At 71.1% G+C, this 18,714-nt stretch carries 15 protein-coding genes and 1 pseudogene; 1 reads left to right on the forward strand and 15 read right to left on the reverse strand.

The genetic code is table 11. The annotated features are described in order from the left end of the window. Positions 1-3: 3 nt before the first annotated feature. Positions 4-2,103 (reverse strand): alpha-galactosidase, encoded by a 2,100-nt coding sequence (locus DWB77_RS06955; RefSeq protein WP_120720408.1) that lies wholly within the window; start codon positions 2,101-2,103, stop codon positions 4-6. A gap of 171 nt (positions 2,104-2,274) precedes the next feature. Here DWB77_RS06955 and DWB77_RS06960 point away from each other — a divergent pair, with 171 nt between their 5' ends. Beyond that, positions 2,275-3,090 carry a tyrosine-protein phosphatase gene (locus tag DWB77_RS06960; RefSeq protein WP_246033440.1) on the forward strand — a complete coding sequence of 272 codons (816 nt, stop codon included), beginning with the start codon at positions 2,275-2,277 and terminating at the stop codon, positions 3,088-3,090. 16 nt (positions 3,091-3,106) lie between these two features. On the opposite strand, the gene DWB77_RS37645 is transcribed toward DWB77_RS06960, so the two are convergent. From DWB77_RS37645 to DWB77_RS07025, 14 genes and pseudogenes are all read right to left on the reverse strand, one after another. Then, positions 3,107-3,277 carry a DUF6126 family protein gene (locus DWB77_RS37645; protein WP_162952463.1) on the reverse strand — a complete coding sequence of 57 codons (171 nt, stop codon included), beginning with the start codon at positions 3,275-3,277 and terminating at the stop codon, positions 3,107-3,109. 16 nt (positions 3,278-3,293) lie between these two features. Further along, the gene (locus DWB77_RS06965) at positions 3,294-3,890 is read right to left on the reverse strand and encodes a helix-turn-helix domain-containing protein (RefSeq protein WP_120720410.1); all 597 of its coding nucleotides are present in this window, start codon (positions 3,888-3,890) and stop codon (positions 3,294-3,296) included. 76 nt (positions 3,891-3,966) lie between these two features. Then, positions 3,967-5,403: an aspartate aminotransferase family protein gene (locus tag DWB77_RS06970; RefSeq protein WP_120720411.1), complete on the reverse strand. Its 1,437-nt coding sequence runs from the start codon at positions 5,401-5,403 to the stop codon at positions 3,967-3,969. Continuing rightward, complete coding sequence (gene dxs, locus DWB77_RS06975) at positions 5,400-7,307, reverse strand: 1-deoxy-D-xylulose-5-phosphate synthase (RefSeq protein WP_120720412.1); 1,908 nt, start codon at positions 7,305-7,307, stop codon at positions 5,400-5,402. Before dxs ends, DWB77_RS06970 begins: the two co-directional genes overlap by 4 nt. Before the next feature lie 131 nt (positions 7,308-7,438). Further along, positions 7,439-8,461 (reverse strand): adenosyl-hopene transferase HpnH, encoded by a 1,023-nt coding sequence (hpnH, locus tag DWB77_RS06980; RefSeq protein WP_120720413.1) that lies wholly within the window; start codon positions 8,459-8,461, stop codon positions 7,439-7,441. Between the two features lie 5 nt (positions 8,462-8,466). Continuing rightward, positions 8,467-9,108, reverse strand: a complete 642-nt coding sequence (locus DWB77_RS06985) for a 1-hydroxy-2-methyl-2-butenyl 4-diphosphate reductase (protein ID WP_120720414.1) — start codon at positions 9,106-9,108, stop codon at positions 8,467-8,469. Continuing rightward, positions 9,108-11,102 (reverse strand): squalene--hopene cyclase, encoded by a 1,995-nt coding sequence (gene shc / locus DWB77_RS06990; protein ID WP_120720415.1) that lies wholly within the window; start codon positions 11,100-11,102, stop codon positions 9,108-9,110. Before shc ends, DWB77_RS06985 begins: the two co-directional genes overlap by 1 nt. A 107-nt stretch (positions 11,103-11,209) precedes the next feature. Further along, on the reverse strand, positions 11,210-12,319 hold the full coding sequence (locus DWB77_RS06995; protein ID WP_120720416.1) for a polyprenyl synthetase family protein: 1,110 nt from the start codon (positions 12,317-12,319) through the stop codon (positions 11,210-11,212). Beyond that, a complete protein-coding gene (hpnE, locus tag DWB77_RS07000; protein ID WP_120720417.1) occupies positions 12,316-13,698 on the reverse strand; it encodes a hydroxysqualene dehydroxylase HpnE in 1,383 nt (460 codons plus the stop codon). The genes DWB77_RS06995 and hpnE overlap by 4 nt, the downstream gene beginning before the upstream one ends. Positions 13,699-13,834: 136 nt before the next feature. Further along, positions 13,835-14,785: a presqualene diphosphate synthase HpnD gene (gene hpnD / locus DWB77_RS07005; RefSeq protein WP_162952464.1), complete on the reverse strand. Its 951-nt coding sequence runs from the start codon at positions 14,783-14,785 to the stop codon at positions 13,835-13,837. Further along, a pseudogene (hpnC, locus tag DWB77_RS07010) lies at positions 14,782-15,674 on the reverse strand (squalene synthase HpnC). The gene hpnD and the pseudogene hpnC overlap by 4 nt, the downstream one beginning before the upstream one ends. A gap of 417 nt (positions 15,675-16,091) precedes the next feature. Beyond that, positions 16,092-16,907, reverse strand: coding sequence for an ABC transporter ATP-binding protein (locus DWB77_RS07015; RefSeq protein ID WP_120720419.1), 816 nt, complete (start codon positions 16,905-16,907; stop codon positions 16,092-16,094). Beyond that, positions 16,894-17,775 (reverse strand): ABC transporter permease, encoded by an 882-nt coding sequence (locus DWB77_RS07020; RefSeq protein ID WP_120720420.1) that lies wholly within the window; start codon positions 17,773-17,775, stop codon positions 16,894-16,896. Before DWB77_RS07020 ends, DWB77_RS07015 begins: the two co-directional genes overlap by 14 nt. 72 nt (positions 17,776-17,847) lie before the next feature. Beyond that, the gene (locus DWB77_RS07025) at positions 17,848-18,693 is read right to left on the reverse strand and encodes a glycosyltransferase family 2 protein (RefSeq protein WP_120727469.1); all 846 of its coding nucleotides are present in this window, start codon (positions 18,691-18,693) and stop codon (positions 17,848-17,850) included. Positions 18,694-18,714: the final 21 nt, after the last annotated feature.

Below are 18,714 nucleotides of genomic sequence, written 5' to 3' on the forward strand. Positions count from 1 at the left end.
GCGCTACCCCTCCACCCTGCGCAACCGGAACACCGCCGCGTCGAGGTCGCCGCGCAGGCCGGTGACGAGCCCCCGGTGGAGCAGGACGGCGCCGCTGTGGACGGCGCCGGTGTCGACGCGGGCGTAGGACGCGGCCGGGTCGAGCCCGCGCAGCCGCACGGCGGGCGGCGGCTCCCCGTAGTGCTGCGCCTGGAGCCAGGCCAGGACGACGGTGTCGCAGCCGTAGGTGTACTGGACCGCGCTCAGGCCGCCTTCGGGTGCCCGCAGCCGGTACTGAGCGCCGAGCTGCACGACCGGCCTGATCTCTTTGTACAGCGCAACCCAGTCGCGCGCCTCGGCGCGTTCGGCCGGGCTCCACCGGGACAGGTCCCCGCCCACGCCCAGCACCCCCGCCATCGCGCTCACGAAGCGGAAACGCAGACTGCTGACGCGCCCGTTGAGCTGGGTGTTGGGGCTGTCGGTCACCCAGGCCGCCATGACCCGGGCGGGGTGGAGCTGGCTGAAGCCGTGCTGGATGGCGAGGCGGTCCAGGGGGTCGGTGTTGTCGGAGGTCCACACCTGGTCGGTGCGGGAGAGCACCCCGAGATCGACGCGTCCGCCACCGCCGGAACAGGACTCGAAGGCGACGTGGGGGTGGGCGGCCCGGAGCCGGTCGAGGAGGGCGTAGAAGGCGTGTACGTGCTCGGTCCACAGTTTCTGGGGGTAGGCCTCCCCCGGCCAACCGGCGTCCGTGAAGCACCGGTTGAAGTCCCACTTGACGTAGTCGATGGGCGCGCTGGAGAGCAGCGCGTCCAACTGCTCCCCCACGTACTCCCGTACGTCCTGACGAGCGAGGTTGAGGACGAGCTGGTTGCGGAACTCGGTGCGGGGGCGGCCGGGCTGGAACTGCACCCAGTCGGGGTGGGCGCGGTAGAGGTCGCTGTCGGGGTTCACCATTTCGGGCTCGACCCAGATCCCGAACCGCATCCCCAGAGCGTGCACTTCGTCGGCGAGGGGCTTCAACCCGGCGGGGAAGCGTTGGGAGTTGGGGGTCCAGTCGCCGAGGCCCGCCCCGTCGTGGGTGCGGGCGCCGAACCAGCCGTCGTCGACCACGAACAGTTCGACGCCCATCTCGGCGGCCCGGTGTGCGAGGGCGCGCTGTTGGTCCTCGGAGATGTCGAAGAGGGTGGCCTCCCAGGAGTTGTAGAGCACCGGACGCGGCTGCTCGGCCCCGGGGATCACCTCGGCGAGCTGCCAGGCGTGCCACTGCCGGCTGGCCCCGCCGAACCCCTCGCCGCTCCAGAGCCCCGCGAACACCGGGGAGGTGTACGACTCTCCCGGCGCGAGCAGCACCAGGCCCGCGTCGTCGTACCCGGCGCCGCCGTTGATCTGTACCCGGCCGTCGGGCAGGCGTTGGACGGCGATGCGCCAGGACCCCGACCAGGCGAGCGCGCAGCCGTACACCTCGCCGCTCTCCTCGGTGGCCTGGGCGTCGGCGTCGAGCGCGACCCAGGGCAGATGCTGATGCCCGGTGTGGCCGCGCCTGCTGCCGAGCACCGTCTCGCCGGGGGTGAGGTCGCACCGTACGAGACGGGACTCGGCGGCCCAGCGGCCGTGCAGATGGGACAGGCGCCAGCCGTCGCGCTCCGGCAGCGTCCACGTCGCGGCGTCCGCCCGCAGCAACTCCACTTCCCCGTCCGCCCCTTGATGGGCGGCGGTCGTCCAGCGTTCCAGGACGTCGAACTCGTCGCGCATCCGGTAGTGCAGGGTGATCGCGAGGCCGTTCACGGGGTCGGTGAAGCACAACCGCAGTTCGTCCGGGGCGACTTCGGCGCCGGTGAAGTCGCAGGCGGTGCCGCGAGCCCGCCCCGCGCGCACCGAGAGCGCGGGGCGCACGAAACGGGGCCCGCCCTCGACCGGGTACTCCTCGCGTCCATCCAGGCGCGACTCGAAGGGCCAGGGGGGTGGGAGCGGCTCCCGGGCCAGTGCTGTCGCGTCGGCGACGGTGATCCGGGGGCCCCAGTGGAGGTGCAGCAACTCGTCGTCGTCGGTGAGGTGCAGCGCATAACTGCTGCTCCGCCCCGTGAGCAGCCACAGACGTCCGTTGTCACCGGTCTCGATCATCGCGACCCCCAGATCAGCACACGTACGCACACGTACGCACAGGATCGGGGCTGCCCGGCCCCGGGGGCAACGGCTGTGCGGTACGCACCGAGATGATTGCCCCAGGAACACATGTCGTATCGTCGACAGACGCGCAGGACGCGCCACCCAGGATCGACGTCAGGAGTCCCCGTGACCCAGCAGATTCCGCAGATCCCCGCCACAGAGCCCGAGCTGGTGGGGGTGCGCAACTTCCGTGACGTGGGCGGGTTGCCGACCGTGGACGGACTGCGGGTGCGCGGCGGGCGGCTCTTCCGCAGCGGACACCTGGCGCATGCCACGGCGGCCGACGCGGCCTTTCTCAGCACCCTCCACCTGCACACCGTCTTCGACTTCCGCAATGCCGGGGACCAGAAGCTGGAGGGGCCCGACGTCGAGCTGCCGGGCGTCCGCAACGTCAACATCCCGCTCACCGACCCGGCCGACGGGGCCGAGTTCTGGAAGATGGTCCGCGACGGCGACCTCGACGAGCTGCGCTCGGCGCTCTCCGGCACCAAGGGCGCGGACCGGATGATCCACTCGTACCGCGAGATCATCACCCAGCGCACCGCCGAGCACAGCCGGGTGCTGCACGCCCTGGCCGAGGACAGCGTGCCCGCGCTGATGCACTGTGCGGCGGGCAAGGACCGGGCGGGTCTGTCCATCGCGGTGGCGCTGCTGGCGGTCGGCGTGGAGCGGGACGCCATCGAGGCGGACTACCTCAAGTCCAACGACCCGCACCGCCGCTACAAGGTGCGTCGCTCCAGCACGTCCCCGGACGCGATGTCCGACGAGGTGATGGAGCTCCTGAGCCCCCTCTTCGACGCCCGCTCCAGCTATCTGCACGCGGCGTTCGACACCATCGAGGAGACCTGGGGCACCACCGACCGCTACTTCTCCGAGGGCCTCGGCCTGTCCGGCGAGACCCGCGAGCGGCTGCGCGAACGCCTCCTGGAGAGCGCGGCCTGAGCGGCGGGAGGCTCCGTCACTTACCGCCGACCGCGAAGAGCAGATAGAGGAAGCCCGCGAAGATGTGTCCCGCGACGAGGTAGGCGAACAGCCGGACGACCAGACCCCTGGGGAACTTGGTCTCGGCCGTCTCCTCGATGTTCTTGCGGGGCTCCCTCGACGCGGGTGCGATCTCGTGCTCGGACATGTCTGTTCCCGTCCTCTCAGCTGTGCGGGTGGTGCGGATGCGGGTCGGGGCTCTGGAGCAGCGTGTGCACGAACAGGAACTCGGCCCCGCCGTGCGAGGCGGCCGAGATGCGGTGCGGGGTCAGTGAGTCGAAGTGGGCGCTGTCGCCGGGGTCGAGCTCATGGGTGGCGTCCCCCAGGCTGAGACGGAGCCGCCCGGTCAGGACGTACAGCCACTCCTCGCCGGGGTGGACCCGCACCAGGTCGCGCTGGGTGCCGTACGGGACCTCGACGCGCAGGGCCTGCATGGCGCGGGCGGACGCACCGGTCTGGTGGTAGGTCCAGCCGTCGACCTCGTGCGGGGCGGCGCGGCCGGCCCGGATGACGGGCTCGCGTTCGGGGGGCATCTCGCCGAGCAGCTCGGAGACCGTCGTACCGTAGATACGGGCGAGTCCGAGCAGCATGGGCAGCGAGGGCTGACGGCCCCCCGTTTCGAGGCGGGACAGATGGGCGGGCGAGAGGTCGGCCCGCTGGGCGGCGGCCTCCAGGGTGAGGCCGCGGCGCCGGCGCAGTTCGCGCAGCCGGGGCGCGACGTCCGGGAGCGCCGCGACGTCGTCGTCGCCAGGAGTGCTCATGCGCTCCATTCAGACAGGCGATTGCCTCAGAGGCAAACTTTTTGCCTCTGAGGCAAAGCCCCTTCGTCCACGGCCGCTATCGGTTGGCGACCGCCTGCTTCACCAGCGTGCGGCCGAAGTCCCACATCAGTCCGCCACCTGCGTGGGCGTCGTCCATGACGGCGGTGAAGGCCGTGACGAACCGGTCCACCTCGCGCTCCGTGATGGTGAGCGGCGGGATCAGCTTGATCACTTCGAGGTGGTCGCCGGAGACCTGGGTCAGGATCCGGTGTTTCTGCAAGAGCGGCACCACGACCATCTGCGCGAAGAGGCCCTTGCGGGCGGCCTGGAGCATGGTCCAGCGACCGCGCAGCTTGAGCGAGGACGGCCGGCCGAACTCGATGCCGATCATGAGCCCGCGACCGCGTACGTCCGAGAGGAGCTCATAGCGGTCGATGAGGGCGGCGAGCCGGGTGCGCAGCAGATCGCCGGTGGTGCGCGCGTTCTCCACGACCTTCTCGTCCCGCATCACCGAGAGCACCGCGAGCCCGGCCGCCATCGCCTGGGCGTTGGAGCCGAAGCTCGCCGAGTGGACGAGCACCCGGTCCATCGACGAGTACACCTTCTTGAAGATCCAGTCCTTGCCGAGCGTCGCGCCGACCGGCACATAGCCGCCGGAGAGCGCCTTGGCCACGCACACCAGGTCCGGTTCGACGCCCTCGTCGTGCTGGTAGGCGTAGAAGTCACCGGTGCGGCCGAGGCCGGTCTGCACCTCGTCGGCGATCAGCAGCGCCTTGTGCCGGTGCAGGAGCTCCTGCGCGGCCCGCAGATAGCCGGGCGGCGCCTCGTGGACGCCCTTGCCCTGGATCGGTTCGACGATGAGGGCCGCCACGTCGCCGCGCTTCAACTCCCTTTCCAGCGCGGCCAGATCGCCGAGCGCGACGGCGGTGTCGGGCAGCAGCGGCGCGAAGCCGTCGCGGAACCCGGACTCGCCGTTGACCGAGAGCGAGCCGGTCGTCAGACCGTGGAAGGCGTGCGAGCAGTACAGGATCCTGGGCTTGCCGGTGGCGTACCGGGCGAATTTGAGGGCGGTCTCCACGGCCTCGGTGCCGCTGTTGCCGAAGAACACCCGGTCCAGGTGCGGGCTGTGCGCGAGGAGCCGCTCGGCGAGCAGACCGGGCAGGGGCTGGCAGTCGAAGCGGGTCAGGTCCGCGAGCGAGGCGTCCAGGACGTCGTGCAGCGCCTTGCGCACGACGGGGTGGTGGCGCCCCAGGCCCATGACTCCGAAGCCGGCCAGCATGTCGAGGTAGTCATTGCCCTCGGAGTCCCAGAAGTAGGCGCCCTCGGCCCGCTCGTAGACCTTGTCGAAGCCGATGGTGTGCAGCATGCGCGGGAGCTGGTGGTTGAGGTGTCTGGCGTGCAGCTCGTAGCGTTCGGCCCCGCGTTCGGCAAGCAGCCGCGTCAGGTCGAAGCCCTTGTCGCCCGGGGCCCCGGAGGCCGGTGCGGGAAAGCCCTTCGGCTCGCCGTCGGTCATGCGTCGCTCTCCTTCCCGGCCGCCGCGGCGGCTTGTGTGGTCGCCGCGAGCGCGGCGCCGATCCGTCCCGCGATCTCCACCGGGGTGAGCCCGATGTCGGCCAGCACCTCGCCGCGCTTGGCGTGCGCGAGGAACTGCTCGGGGATGCCGAAGCCGCGCAGCGGTACGTCGACCCCGGCGTCGCGCAGGGCCTGCCCGACCGCCCAACCGACGCCGCCGCTGCGGACGTTGTCCTCCACCACGGCGACCAGTTGGTGGCGCGCGGCGAGCGGGGCGAGCTGTTCGTCGACGGGCTTGACCCAGCGCGGGTCGACCACCGTGCAGGTGATGCCGCGCCCGGCGAGCAGCTCGGCCGCCTGGAGACAGACCGGCGCGAGCACCCCGACCGCGACCAAAAGCACCTCGGCGTCCTCGTCGCGGCGCAGCACGTCCATGCCGCCGAGCCGGGCGAGCGCGGGGACCTCGGGCCCCACGGACTCCTTGGGGAAACGCAGCACCGTCGGCGCGTCGTCCACGTCCACGGCCTCGCGGAGCTGGCCCCGCAACTGGGCGGCGTCGCGTGGCGCGGCGATCCTGAGCCCGGGCACGACCTGGAGCACCGACAGGTCCCACATGCCGTTGTGGGAGGGCCCGTCGACGCCGGTCACGCCGGCCCGGTCCAGGACGAACGTCACTCCGCACCGGTGCAGGGCCACGTCCATGAGCACTTGGTCGAAGGCGCGGTTGAGGAAGGTCGCGTACACGGCGACCACCGGGTGCAGTCCGCCGGTGGCGAGCCCGGCGGCGCAGACCGCGGCGTGCTGTTCGGCGATGCCCACGTCCCACACCCGCTCCGGGAAGCGCTCGGCGAAACGGCTCAGGCCGGTGGGGTGCAGCATGGCGGCGGTGAGGGCGACGATGTCGGGCCGCTCGGCGCCGAGTCGGGCGAGCTCCTCCCCGAACACCGACGTCCAGGACGGCCCGCCCGCCGGAGCCAGGGGTTCACAGGTCAGCGGGTCCATCGCGCCGACGGTGTGGAACCGGTCGGCCTCGTCGTCGAGCGCGGCCTGGTAGCCGCGGCCCTTCTCGGTGAGGCAGTGCACGAGGACCGGACCGTGGAAGCGTTTGGCCCGTACGAGGGCGGACTCGACGGCGTCGGTGTCGTGCCCGTCGATGGGCCCGACGTACTTCAGGCCCAGGTCCTCGAACATGCCCTGGGGGGCGACGGCGTCCTTGAACCCCTTCTTCGCTCCGTGCAGCGACCCGTACAGCGGCTGCCCCACGACGGGTGTCCTGCGGAGCGCGTCCTTGCCCCACGCCAGGACCCGCTCGTAGCCGTCGCTGGTGCGCAGGGCCGCGAGGTGACCGGCGAGAGCGCCGATGGTCGGCCCGTACGAGCGCGCGTTGTCGTTGACCACGATGATCAGCGGGCGGTCGCGGACGGCGGCGATGTTGTTGAGCGCCTCCCAGGCCATGCCCCCGGTCAGCGCGCCGTCCCCGATGACGGCGACGACATGGCCGGACCGGCCGAGCACCTCGTTCGCCTTGGCGAGCCCGTCGGCCCAGCCGAGGACGGTGGAGGCGTGCGAGTTCTCTATGACGTCGTGCTCGGACTCGGCGCGCGAGGGGTAGCCGGACAGGCCTCCCTTGGTGCGCAGCTTCGAGAAGTCCTGGCGTCCGGTGAGCAGTTTGTGTACGTAGCTCTGGTGGCCGGTGTCCCACAGGATGCGGTCGACCGGGGAGTCGAAGGCCCGGTGCAGGCCGATGGAGAGCTCGACCACCCCCAGGTTGGGGCCGAGGTGGCCGCCGGTGCGGGCCACCGCCTGGATGAGGAACTCCCGGATTTCCCGGGCGAGTTCACCCAAGGCCGTCCGGTCCAGCGCTTTCAGGTCGTGCGGCCCCCGGATGCTTTCCAAGATCGTCACGTTCGGGCCCCCTCTTGTCGATCCCGTTCAGTTCACGAGCAACCCCGGGCCCGGCACGGCGGCCCTCGGCCACCTTCTGGCCACGGCCGCCGGGGAGCCCCGGAGAGACCCGCTCTCCGGGGCCGTCGGCATCAGCCGCGGTTTCCCTGGACGGTCTCGCGGACCGCCCGCAGCGACTCCTTCAGCGACCCCATGGTCGCGAGCACCGCGGTCGGCTCGTATCCGCAGTGCGCCATGCAGTTCGCGCACCGCTCGTCCTTGCCCCGGCCGTACTTGTCCCAGTCGGTCTCCTCGACCAGTTCGCGGTAGGTCGGCACATACCCGTCGCTCATCAGGTAGCAGGGTCGCTGCCAGCCGAAGAGCGAGTAGTTGGGGATCGCCCACGCCGTGCACGGGAAGTCGGCCTTGCCCTCCAGGAAGTCCAGGAAGAGCGGCGAGTGGTTGAGCCGCCAGCGTGCCCGGTTGCCGCCGGAGAACGCCTTCTTGAAGAGTTCCCTGGTCTGCTCGACGCCCAGGAAGTGCTCCTGGTCGGGCGCCTTCTCGTAGGCGTACGCGGGCGAGATCATCATCTCGTCGACCTTGAGGTCGTCATTGAGGAAGTTGAGCACCTCGATGATGGTCTGGGGGGTGTCGGTGTTGAAGAACGTCGAGTTGGTGGTGACCCGGAAGCCGCGCCGCTTGGCCTCCTTGATCGCCGCCACCGCCTCGTCGAACACGCCCTCCTTCGCCACCGACTCGTCGTGCCGCTCGCGCAGCCCGTCGATGTGCACGGCGAAGGCGAAGTAGGGCGACGGGGTGAAGTTCTCCAGCTTCTTGCGCATCAGGAGCGCGTTGGTGCACAGGAAGACATACTTCCGCTTGGCCACCAACTGCCGCACGATCTCATCGATCTGAGGATGCATCAGGGGCTCGCCACCGGCGATGGAGACCATCGGCGCACCGGATTCCAGGACCGCTCCGACGGCCTGGGCCACCGGCATGCGCTGCTTCAGGATCCCGGCCGGATGCTGGATCTTTCCGCAGCCCTCGCATTTCAGATTGCAGGCGAAAAGCGGTTCCAGCTCGACGATCAGCGGGAACTTCTCACGCTTGCGCAACTTCTGTTCAAAGAGATAGGTCCCGACCCTGATGGACTGGCGAAGCGGCATGGCCATCTGGCTCACCTCCTGGGGAGCGGCAAAGAACGGTGCCATTCAAAGAAAGCGGGAAGAACGGCACGAAGAACGCGGAAGGCTGATATTCCACCGCGCACCGTGCCGATCCGGACGAGTTCATGTTCTGGAGCGTCCACGACCACCCGTACGGCCGCAACCGGGCGCGATCCGGCCTGCTGGGCGACCGCGAGGGTGGCGGCGGACTCCATGTCCACCGCGATCGCCCCGGTCGCCCTCAGATCGGCCCGCTCCGGGCCCCGTACGACGTGGTCGGACCCGATGAGGGGGCCGGTGTGGACCGTGCGGCCCGGCAGCGCCTCGACGAGCGCCTTGGCGAGCACCTCGGTGTCGGTGCACACCGTGGTGCCCGCCGGGCCGCGGGTTTCCTCGGCGACGATCAGGTCCCCGGGGTGCATCCCGGGGACCAGGCCGGCGCAGAAGCCTGAGGCGATCACCGCCGCGTCACGCAGCACGGCCCCGTCGAGGGCCCCCGCCATCGCGCGCTCGGCGGCCCTGGGTCCCATGCCACTGCGCACCACGGTGACCGGCCCTGCCGCGCCGCGGGCGCCGCGCAGCGCGAGCCGCTCGATGGTGAGCGCACACGCGATCACCAGCGGCACGGACCGCGGGGCCTGGGGTGTGTCCATCAACTCCCCTTGGCGCCGTTGGGGGAGAACGGTTCTCCATGGACATAGCGGCCGAGCGCGGTGAGCGGGAACACCTGCCGGTATAGGTGGTAGTTGATCGAGAAGTCCCAGGGGAAGCCGGTGCCCGTGAAGTACGGCTCGTCCCAGGAACCGTCCTCGCGCTGGTTCTCGGCGAGCCAGGCGACCCCGCGTTCGACCGCCTTGCCCTCCCGCTCCCCCGCCGCGAGAAGCGCGAGCAGCGCCCAGGCGGTCTGCGAGGCGGTGGAGGGGCCCCGGCCCACCCACTCCGTCTCACCGTACGAGCGCAGGTCCTCGCCCCAGCCGCCGTCGTCGTTCTGTACGCGCTCCAGCCAGCCCACCGCGCGGCGGATCGCGGGGTGCGCCGCGGGGAACCCGGCGGCCATGAGGGCGGGCACCACCGACCCGGTGCCGTAGACGTAGTTGACGCCCCAGCGCCCGAACCAGGCGCCGCTCGCCTCCTGCTCGGCGAGCAGCCACTCGATGCCGCGCCGGGTGCGCGGATCGTGCGACCGGCCCTCGTGGGCCAGCATCTCCACCACATGGGCGGTGACGTCGGCCGACGGAGGATCGATGACCTCGCCGAAGTCGCAGAACGGCAGCCGGTTGGGGAAGGAGCTGGTGTTGTCCGCGTCGAACGCGGCCCAGGCCCCGTTCCTCGACTGCATGCCGAGGGTCCAGCGGGCCCCGCGGGCGATGGCCGCCTCGACCTTCTCCGGCCGCGGATGCTTGACGCGGCGCAGCGCCAGGATCACCTCGGCGGTGTCGTCGATGTCGGGGTAGTTGTCGTTGTGGAACTCGAACGCCCAGCCCCCCGGCGGGAGTTCGGGCCTGCGCACCGCCCAGTCGCCGGGCCGGGTGATCTCCTCCTCCAGCATCCAGTCGGCCGCCTTGACGAGCGCCGGGTGGTCGCCCGGTACGCCCGCGTCGGCCAGCGCGATGACGGCGAGGCAGGTGTCCCACACCGGGGACTGGCAGGCCTCGATCATCCGGGCGCCGTCCTCGCGCCACACCGCGAACCGGTCCAGCGACTCCAACCCGGCCCGCATCACGGGGTGTTGGAGGTCGTAGCCGAGCAGGTGCAGGGCGATCACCGAGTACACCGCGGGGGGCTGGATGCCGCCCCAGCAGCCGTCGTTCTCCTGGCGCTCGACGATCCAGCGGGCGGCGCCGCGCATCGCGGCCCGGCGCAGCGCCCGGGGCGCCACCTTGTGGTAGGCGTGCAGCACCTTGTCGAGCCGCTGGAAGGCGCCGCTCCAACTCCGCAACGGGGAGAGCGGCTTGACGGGGTTGGGGCGCCGGGGGTCGGTGTGCAGCTCGTCGAGGGCGAAGGGCGCGGGGCGCACCGGGCGCTTCGCCGAGACCACGGTGAGCGGCACGATGGTCTGCCGGGCCCAGCAGCCGAAGTCGTAGATGTTGAGCGGCACCCAGGAGGGCAGGAAGATCAGTTCGGGTGGCAGCTCCGGAAGGTCGTCCCACTTCCACCAGCCGAACAGGGCCAGCCAGATCCGGGTGAACACCCGCGCCGAGGCGATCCCGCCCTTGGCCCTGATCCACGCGGAGGCGCGCGCCATGTGCGCGTCCTCGGGCCGGTCACCGGCCAGTCTGAGCGCGACGTACGCCTCGATGGTGGTGGAGAGCTCGCCCGGACCGCCGTAGAAGGTGGCCCAGGTCCCGTCGTCGCGCTGCTCGCCCCGGATGAACAGGGCGGCCGCCTGGAGGGTCTTCTCGTCCTGGATGCCCAGGAACTGACGCAGTAACAGGTCCTCGGCGTCCATGGTGACGTTGGTCTCCAGGTCGCCCTTCCACCAGCCCTGGGCGTCCTGTCTCGCGAGCAGGTGCCCGACCCCGCGCTCGGCTGCCTGCCGGGCGGCGTCGCGCACCGCGTTCGCGCCGGGAGGTGTCCCGGTTGTCGCACTGGCCGCGGCGGCCCGGGGCCGCGGGGCCCCGGTGCTTCCGTCGGTCGTCGCTGTCATGGCTTCCCCTTCGTGCAGTAGCTACTTCTGCTGTGCTGGGGTCTCCGTCGGAGGCGGCCCGGTCTCCCGGGCCCTTCCGGCGACTGCGCGTCATATGGGAATGGTGATCATCTCTTTCGGACGACGACGAAGTCCGCGAGCGCGGTGAGCTGCGCGCGGACCTTTTCCGGCATGTCGACCGCGCCGAGTGCCTCGATCGCGATGGTGTGCTGCCTGCGGGCCTCCTGGGAGGTCCACTCACGGCCGCCGGCCTCCTCGATGAGGGCCGCGCGGGTGGCGAACTCGGCCTCGGAGAAGCTGTCGAAGTCGTTGCTCTTGGCGTCGGCGGCGAGCAGCTCGCCCAGACGCGTCGAGGCCGGGCCGCCCGCGGCGAGCGCGGCGACGACCGGCAGGGACTTCTTGCGCTGGCGCAGGTCGCTCCAGGTCTGCTTGCCCGTGGCGTCGGGGTCGCCCCAGATGCCGAGCAGGTCGTCGACGGCCTGGAAGGCGAGGCCGAGGTGGTAGCCGTACGCCTCCAGGGTGTCGGCCGTGCGGTCGTCGGCGCCGCCGAGGACCGCACCGATGGACACGGCGCAGGCGAGCAGCGCACCCGTCTTGTTGCCCTCCATCTCCAGGCACTCCTCGACGGTGACCCGCTCGCGGTGCTCGTAGGAGATGTCCTGGGCCTGACCGTCGATCAACTTCCGGGTGGCGGTGGTGAGTCGGCGGGTGGCGCGGCCCGCCTCGACGGTGCCGAGTTCCAGCAGGACCTCGTTGGCGAGGGCGAACAGGGCGTCTCCGACGAGGATCGCCTGGGCCGGGCCGTGCACCTTCCACACGGTGTCGCGGTGGCGGCGCTGCTCGTCGCCGTCCATGAGGTCGTCGTGCAACAGCGAGAAGTTGTGCACGAGTTCCACGGCGACCGCCCCGGGAACACCGACCTCGGCGGCGGCGCCGGCCGCCTCGGCGGAGAGCAGGGCGAGCGCGGGCCGGACGGCCTTGCCGCCGTCGCCGTCCGCCGGACGCCCCTGGGCGTCGATCCACCCGAAGTGGTAGGCGGCGACGGTGTCCATGGGAGCCGCGAGCCGGTCGACGGCCGCGCGCAGCTCCGGAGTCGACAGCGCGCGCCCCCGCTCCAGCAGGGCGGTGACGTCCACGGCGTCCACAGCCGGATTCGCCGAAGCCGAAGGCACAGTCGGCACAGTCTCTCCTCTTGTTCCAGTACTGCTGACAGTCATGCCGCCTCCTGAAGCGGATGAACGTGGGGGCGGCCAAGGGCTGCGAGCGCGGCGCCGGCGGCGCTGAAGCCGCTGCGCACGGCGCCTTCCATGGTCGCGGGCCAGCCGGTCGCGGTCCACGCGCCGGCCAGGTACAGGCCGTCCGCTCGGGTCCGCGCCGACGGCCGCAACCGTCCGACGCCGGGGGTGGGGGCGAACGTCGCCGTCCGCTCCCGGGTGACGAAGAAGTCGAGGATCTCCGCGCCGCGCGCCGCGGGCAACAGCTTTTCCAGCTCGGGCAGATAGCGGGCGCGCAGTTCGGCCACCGGCAGCTCGATCTCGTCCCCGGCGTCCGACTGCGAGAGGGCCAGATACTGCCCCTGGCCGGTGAGGCCCGAGGAGTCCGTACGGTCGAAGACCCACTGCACGGGGCTGCCGAGCGCGGCGAAGAAGGGCTGCTTCAGCACCTTGCGGTCGTAGACGACGTGCACGTTGAGGATCGGCGCGGTCTTGATGTCGAGCAGCCGGCCCGGGTCGTCGAGGGCGCCGTCGGGCAGCAGGTCGTGGGTCTCCTTCTGCGGTACGGCGAGCACGACGACCTCGGCGTCCAGCGTCTCGCCGCCCGCCCGTACCTGCCAACTCCCGTGTCCGGTACGGGAGATGGACTCGGCTTTGGTACGCGTCCCGACGCGTACACCCGCCGCGTCGAGGGCCTTGCGGGCCAGCGTGTCGTGCAGATGGCCGAGCGGCACCCGGGCCCAGCCGATGTCGGCGGCGCCCGCCTCGGAGAGCAGCCCGGTCTTGAAGACCATGGCGGCGAGGCCCAGCGAGGCGTGCGGCGCGGTGGCGTTGAGGGTCGCGACGCCCACCAGGTCCCACAGCGCCTCGATGGTGCGCCCGGACTGACCGTGCCGGCCGAGCCAGGTCGCGAAGTCCACGCCGTCCAGGGCGGGATCGGCCGGGTCGAGCTTCTTCAGGGCGAGCGCGGCGCGCCCGACGGAGGCCCGCTCGGCGAGCGAGAGGTGGGGATAGGTCGCCAGGCTGCGCGCGAGGTGCAGCGGCACGGGCAGCGCGTCGCGGCGCAGCCGGCCGAGCCGGGGGCCGCGGGGGTGGGCGACATCGAGGACGGGGACGTCCAACCGGTCCTGGACCGGGGCGAGTTCGGCCCCGTCGACCCGGTCGAGGAACCAGCTGTAGGCGGTGCAGCAGCGCAGATAGACGTGCTGGCCGTTGTCCACGGTGAGCTCGCCGCGGCGGAAGGAGAACGCGAGGCCGCCGAGGCGCGGGCGGCCTTCGACCAAGGTCACGTCCAGGCCCGCGTCGGCCAGTTCGAGCGCCGCGGTGATGCCGGCGAGCCCGCCGCCGACCACCACCGCGCGTGGGGACTGCGCGTCGTTCATGCGCCCTCTCCTTGGACCGTGCCGGCATCGCCCGCACGGCACGCCGATGCCCTCAGGGACGCCGTCGGACGCCGGGAAGTTGCACGTCGGGCCCGCGTAATGGTCCTCGGCCCTTCGTCCAGGTGGGCGTGGTGCATCAGGCGCGCCTCCTGGCGGACTGCCGGGAGACGGTGCGCGTGTCGAGCCCCGACAGACCGCGTACCGCGACGTACGCCTTCTCCCGCCCGGGCAGCGAGACCCGCCCGCGCAGCACGGCCTCGGGGTCGCGTTCGATGCGGTCGAGCAGGCGCCGGTAGATGCCGGCCATGGCCGCCACGCAGGCCCCGCTGCGCCGGTCCAGCATGGGAAGCAGCCGGTAGCCCTCCGCGAACAAGGCCCGGGCGCGCCGGACTTCGAAGTGGACGAGCCCGGCGAAGTCCGAACCGGGCGGCGCCACGGGGCTGTTGAAACCCGTGGAGCAGCCGAACTTGGCGAGGTCGTCGGCGGGCAGATACGTCCGCCCGTTTCCGGCGTCCTCGCGAACGTCCCTGAGGATGTTGGTGAGTTGGAGTGCGAGCCCCAGCGTGTCGGCGTACTCCGCGGCGCGTTCGCTGCCCTGCGCCCCGGGCTGGGTGCCGAACACGCCGAGCGAGAGCCGCCCGATGGCGCCCGCGACACACCGGCAGTACACCTTCAGGTCGTCCCACGTCTCGTAGCTCTCGCCGTGGACGTCCATGAGGACGCCGTCGATGAGTTCGTCGAGGCCTTCGAGCGGGATCGGGAAGCGTCGCGCCGCGTCCGTGAGCGCCACCGCGACCGGGTCGGTGTCGTCCTCGTCGACCGCGCCGTCGCGGATCCGCCCGAGCAGCGCCCGGGTCTCCTCAAGGCGCGTCTGCTTGGCGTCCTCGGCGAGCGTGCCGTCACCGATGTCGTCGACCCGGCGCGAGAACGCGTACAGCGCCGACATCGCCTGCCGCTTGTCGGTCGGCAGCAGCCTGATGCCGTAGGCGAAATTGCGCGCCTGCTGCCCGGTCACGGCCTCGCAATAGCTGTATGCGGCCTGTACCGGTGCGGACACGGGTGCCTGTGCCTCCACTGTCCGGCTCACCCCTCTCTACGCGCTCTTCGCAAGACGGCTCCCACCTCGCGCATCAGCCTTGCCTTGGTGGGCTTGGGCGGCCCCGGGAGTACGTCGTGGCCGGCGGCAGCGACCGCGTCGAGCGCGGCGCGGCCTCCGGCCACGAAACCGGCCAGCAACAGCTTGAGTCTGCCGTGGACGCTACCCACCAGAGGGGTGCCTTCATTCAGCAACGACCCGGCGCGTTCGGCTTCGAACGCGACCAGGGCACGCACCGAGGCGCTCCCTCGGGGGCGGCCAGATCGGCCTGCGTGACATGGAAACGGGACATGTCCTCGGCCGGCAGATAGATCCGGTCCCGACCGAGGTCCTCCTTCACGTCCTGGAGGTGTTCGACGATCTGCAACGCCGTGCAGATCGCGTCGGAGCGGCGGACGCGCTCCGGGCTCGTGGTGCCGGTGATGGCGAGGACGAGCCGTCCCACGGGGTTGGCCGAAAGCTCGCAGTAGGCGAGCAGGTCCTCGTACGTCTCGTAGCGCCGCACCCGCTGGTCCTGGCGGTTGGCCGCGATGAGCCCGAGGAACGGCTCGGGGGTCAGCGAGCAGCGCCGCACGGTGGGCTTGAGGGCCGCGAGGAGGGGGTGGCGCGGACTGCCGTCGAAGACGCGGCGCAGGTCCGCCTCGAAGGCGTCCAGCATCAGGAGCCGGTCGTCCGCGTCGGCGGGGGCCACGCCGAGATGGCGGGCGTCCGCGCCGCCGGGGGCGAGGTCGCCGTCGCCGATGTCGTCGACGAGCCGGGCGAATCCGTAGACGGCCATCAGGTCGTCGCGCCAGGCGCGCGGCAGGAAGAAGGGGGCCACCGGGAAGTTCTCGTCCGTGGCCTTGTCGAGCGTGGCGCGCGTGGGGGATCCGGTGCGCACGTCCCGGACAGGGGTCACCGGGGACCGCCCGGGGCGGGAACGGCGGCCGTCCCTTGGAGCTGGAGATCTTCCGTAGCCATGGCCGTCACATCTCCCGTTCTACACCGCCGACCCAATACATCCTATTTCGGACACGCCGCCTGACCTCCCCGGACGCCGTGACCTGCCGTGCGAGGAACCGGGGGCGTATCACCCCACTTGCCGCGAATCAGCACCGGTACAGCTTACGTTGTACAACGACCGCCCCCGCGTCGGGGTGTTGCGAGCATTACAAGAACACCTCGATCCCGCCCAACCTTCCCCGTACAACGGCGCGTTGACGGGTCCTGACCCTCCGACCACACCATAGGACGCACGAGCCCCTGCCGTGGTTGATCGACAGGGGCTTGGAATCGCGGTCCGGTGGATGACCGTGCGTCAGCGGCCGGACTCCTTCTGATAGGCCTTGACGACCTCGTCGGTCGGCCCGTCCATGAGGAGCTCGCCGCGCTCCAGCCACAGCACGCGGTCGCAGGTGTCCCGGATGGAGCCGATGCTGTGGCTCACCAGGAACACGGTTCCGGCGTGCTTGCGCAGCTCCCTGATCCGCTCCTCGGAGCGGATCTGGAACTGGCGGTCACCGGTGGCGAGCGCCTCGTCGATCATGAGGACGTCGTGGTCCTTGGCGGCGGCGATGGAGAACCGCAGGCGGGCCGCCATGCCGGAGGAGTACGTCCGCATCGGAAGGGAGATGAAGTCGCCCTTGTCGTTGATGCCGGAGAAGTCGACGATCTCCTCGTAGCGCTCCTTGACCTCCTCGCGCGACATGCCCATGGCGAGGCCGCCGAGGATCACGTTGCGCTCGCCGGTGAGGTCGTTCATCAGCGCCGCGTTGACGCCGAGGAGCGAGGGCTGGCCGTCGGTGTAGACCCGGCCGCTCTCGGGCGGCAGCAGCCCCGCGATGGCGCGCAGCAGGGTCGACTTGCCGGAGCCGTTGGAGCCGATCAGGCCGATCGCCTCGCCCCGGTAGGCGGTGAACGACACGCCCTTGACCGCGTGCACCCGCCGCATGCCCCGGCCGGCCCCGCCGGTCTTGTCCCGCTTCACGATGCGCGACAGGGCCGCGGTGGCGCTGCCCCGCCCGCCCCCGCCGCCGTTGACGGTGTACACGATGTGCACGTCGTCGCAGATGACGGTGGGAATGCGCGCGTCCTCGACGGCGACGCGGTCCTTGATGTCCTCAGCCACGGCCATAACGCTCCTCAGCCTTCCAGAAGTACACGAATCCCAGGGCGCCGACGACCACGGCCCAGGCGGTCGCGAGCAGCCAGACGTGCGGGGGCAGGGACCCGCCGCCGTAACCGTCCAGCAGGGCGTAGCGCGCCAGATCCATGTAGATCGCGGCGGGGTTCACCTGGAGGACGTGCTTGAGCCAGCTCGGCTTGTCGTGGAGCACCGCGGTGATGCTGAACATCACGCCGGACGAATACATCCAGGTCCGCATGATGAACGGCATCAGCTGCGCGAGGTCCGGCGTCTTGGCGCCGAGCCGCGCGAAGATCAGCGCCAGGCCGGTGTTGAAGACGAACTGGAGCGCCAGCACCGGGATGATCAGCGGCCAGGTCATGCCCGGGGTGAAGCCGGAGGCGACCACCACGATCATCAGGACGATCATCGAGAACAGCAGCTGCTGGAGCTGCTGGAGCGCGAAGGAGATGGGCAGCGAGGCGCGCGGGAAGTGCAGCGCCCGCACCAGGCCCAGGTTGCCCGAGATCGCCCGTACGCCCGCCATCAGCGAGTTCTGCGTGAAGGTGAACAGGAACACGCCGGTCACCAGGAACGGGATGAAGACGTCGTTGGGGATGCCCTTCCGCGTTCCCATGAGCACGCCGAAGATGAAGTAGTAGACCAGCGCGTTCAGCAGGGGCGTCGCCACCTGCCAGATCTGGCCGAGTTTCGCCTCGCTGTACTGCGCGGTCAGCTTGGCCGACGAGAACGACAGGATGAAGTGGCGCCGGCCCCACAGCTGCTTGATGTAAGCGGTGAGCCCGGGTCGGGCACCGCTCACCGACAGCCCGTGCTTGGCGGCGAGGTCCGCCGGGGACAGGGTTGTGTCACTCACAAGTGGAAACTTTCGTGTTCATGAAGTACGCCCGATGGTCGAGTACGCCCGATGGTCGCGGAGCCGAGACTCTCAGATGACGGGGGGACGGCCCAGCCGGGTGAGCTTGAAGACCGTACGCCACTTCATGGGGCGGCGGGGTCCGCAGGGCGTCGCCCAGCCCTCCTTGAAACCGCCGAACCAGGCCTTGAGCGCCGGCCCCGAGGGCTTGCGCGCCAGGGTCAGCAGCAGCCAGACCCCGAGGTAGACCGGGACGAGCGGCGCGGGCAGGTTGCGCCGGGCCAGCCAGACCCGGTTGCGGGCCACCATCCGGTGGTAGACCGCGTGCCGGGACGGGGCGGTCGTCGGGTGGTGCAGGACCATGTCCGCGCGGTAGTCGATCATCCAGCCGGCGTCCAGCGCCCGCCAGGCGAGGTCGGTTTCCTCGTGCGCGTAGAAGAACTCGCCGGGCAGCGCCCCGACCTCCGCGAACACCCGGGTGCGTACGGCGTTGGCGCCGCCGAGGAAGGTCGTCACGCGTGAGGAGCGCATCGGGTCGGCGGCGCGCAGCCTCGGCACGTGGCGGCGCTGGGTGACGCCGGTGTCCGGGTCGGCGATCCGGAAGCTGATGATGCCGAGCTCCGGGTCGGCCGCGAAGGCCTGACGGCACAGCTCGGCGGTGTCCTTGTGCGCGAGCAGCCCGTCGTCGTCGAGGAAGAGCAGCACGTCCATCTCGCCGCCCGAGGGCCCGAACGCCTCGATGCCGACGTTGCGACCGCCCGGGATGCCCAGGTTCTCCGGCAGCTCCACGGTGCGTACGCCGTCGGGGACCTCGGGGACCGGGGCTCCGTTGCCGACCACCACGACCTCGATCCGGTCGCCGTCCTGCCCGGCCACCGAGTCGAGCAGGGCGCGCAGTTCGGCGGGGCGGTTGCCCATGGTGATGATCACCGCGCCGAC

Source organism: Streptomyces hundungensis, assembly GCF_003627815.1.
GTDB classification, from domain to species: Bacteria; Actinomycetota; Actinomycetes; order Streptomycetales; family Streptomycetaceae; genus Streptomyces; species Streptomyces hundungensis_A.

Coding starts and splice junctions, on each gene's coding strand:
- shc (WP_120720415.1), bottom strand. CDS start 11,102: ATGACAGCGACGACCGACGGAAGCACCGGGGCCCCGCGGCCCCGGGCC.
- DWB77_RS06955 (WP_120720408.1), bottom strand. CDS start 2,103: ATGATCGAGACCGGTGACAACGGACGTCTGTGGCTGCTCACGGGGCGG.
- hpnE (WP_120720417.1), bottom strand. CDS start 13,698: ATGAACGACGCGCAGTCCCCACGCGCGGTGGTGGTCGGCGGCGGGCTC.
- hpnH (WP_120720413.1), bottom strand. CDS start 8,461: ATGGCCATGCCGCTTCGCCAGTCCATCAGGGTCGGGACCTATCTCTTT.
- DWB77_RS06970 (WP_120720411.1), bottom strand. CDS start 5,403: ATGACCGACGGCGAGCCGAAGGGCTTTCCCGCACCGGCCTCCGGGGCC.
- DWB77_RS37645 (WP_162952463.1), bottom strand. CDS start 3,277: ATGTCCGAGCACGAGATCGCACCCGCGTCGAGGGAGCCCCGCAAGAAC.
- DWB77_RS07015 (WP_120720419.1), bottom strand. CDS start 16,907: ATGGCCGTGGCTGAGGACATCAAGGACCGCGTCGCCGTCGAGGACGCG.
- DWB77_RS07025 (WP_120727469.1), bottom strand. CDS start 18,693: ATGGGCAACCGCCCCGCCGAACTGCGCGCCCTGCTCGACTCGGTGGCC.
- DWB77_RS06965 (WP_120720410.1), bottom strand. CDS start 3,890: ATGAGCACTCCTGGCGACGACGACGTCGCGGCGCTCCCGGACGTCGCG.
- DWB77_RS06985 (WP_120720414.1), bottom strand. CDS start 9,108: ATGGACACACCCCAGGCCCCGCGGTCCGTGCCGCTGGTGATCGCGTGT.
- DWB77_RS06995 (WP_120720416.1), bottom strand. CDS start 12,319: ATGACTGTCAGCAGTACTGGAACAAGAGGAGAGACTGTGCCGACTGTG.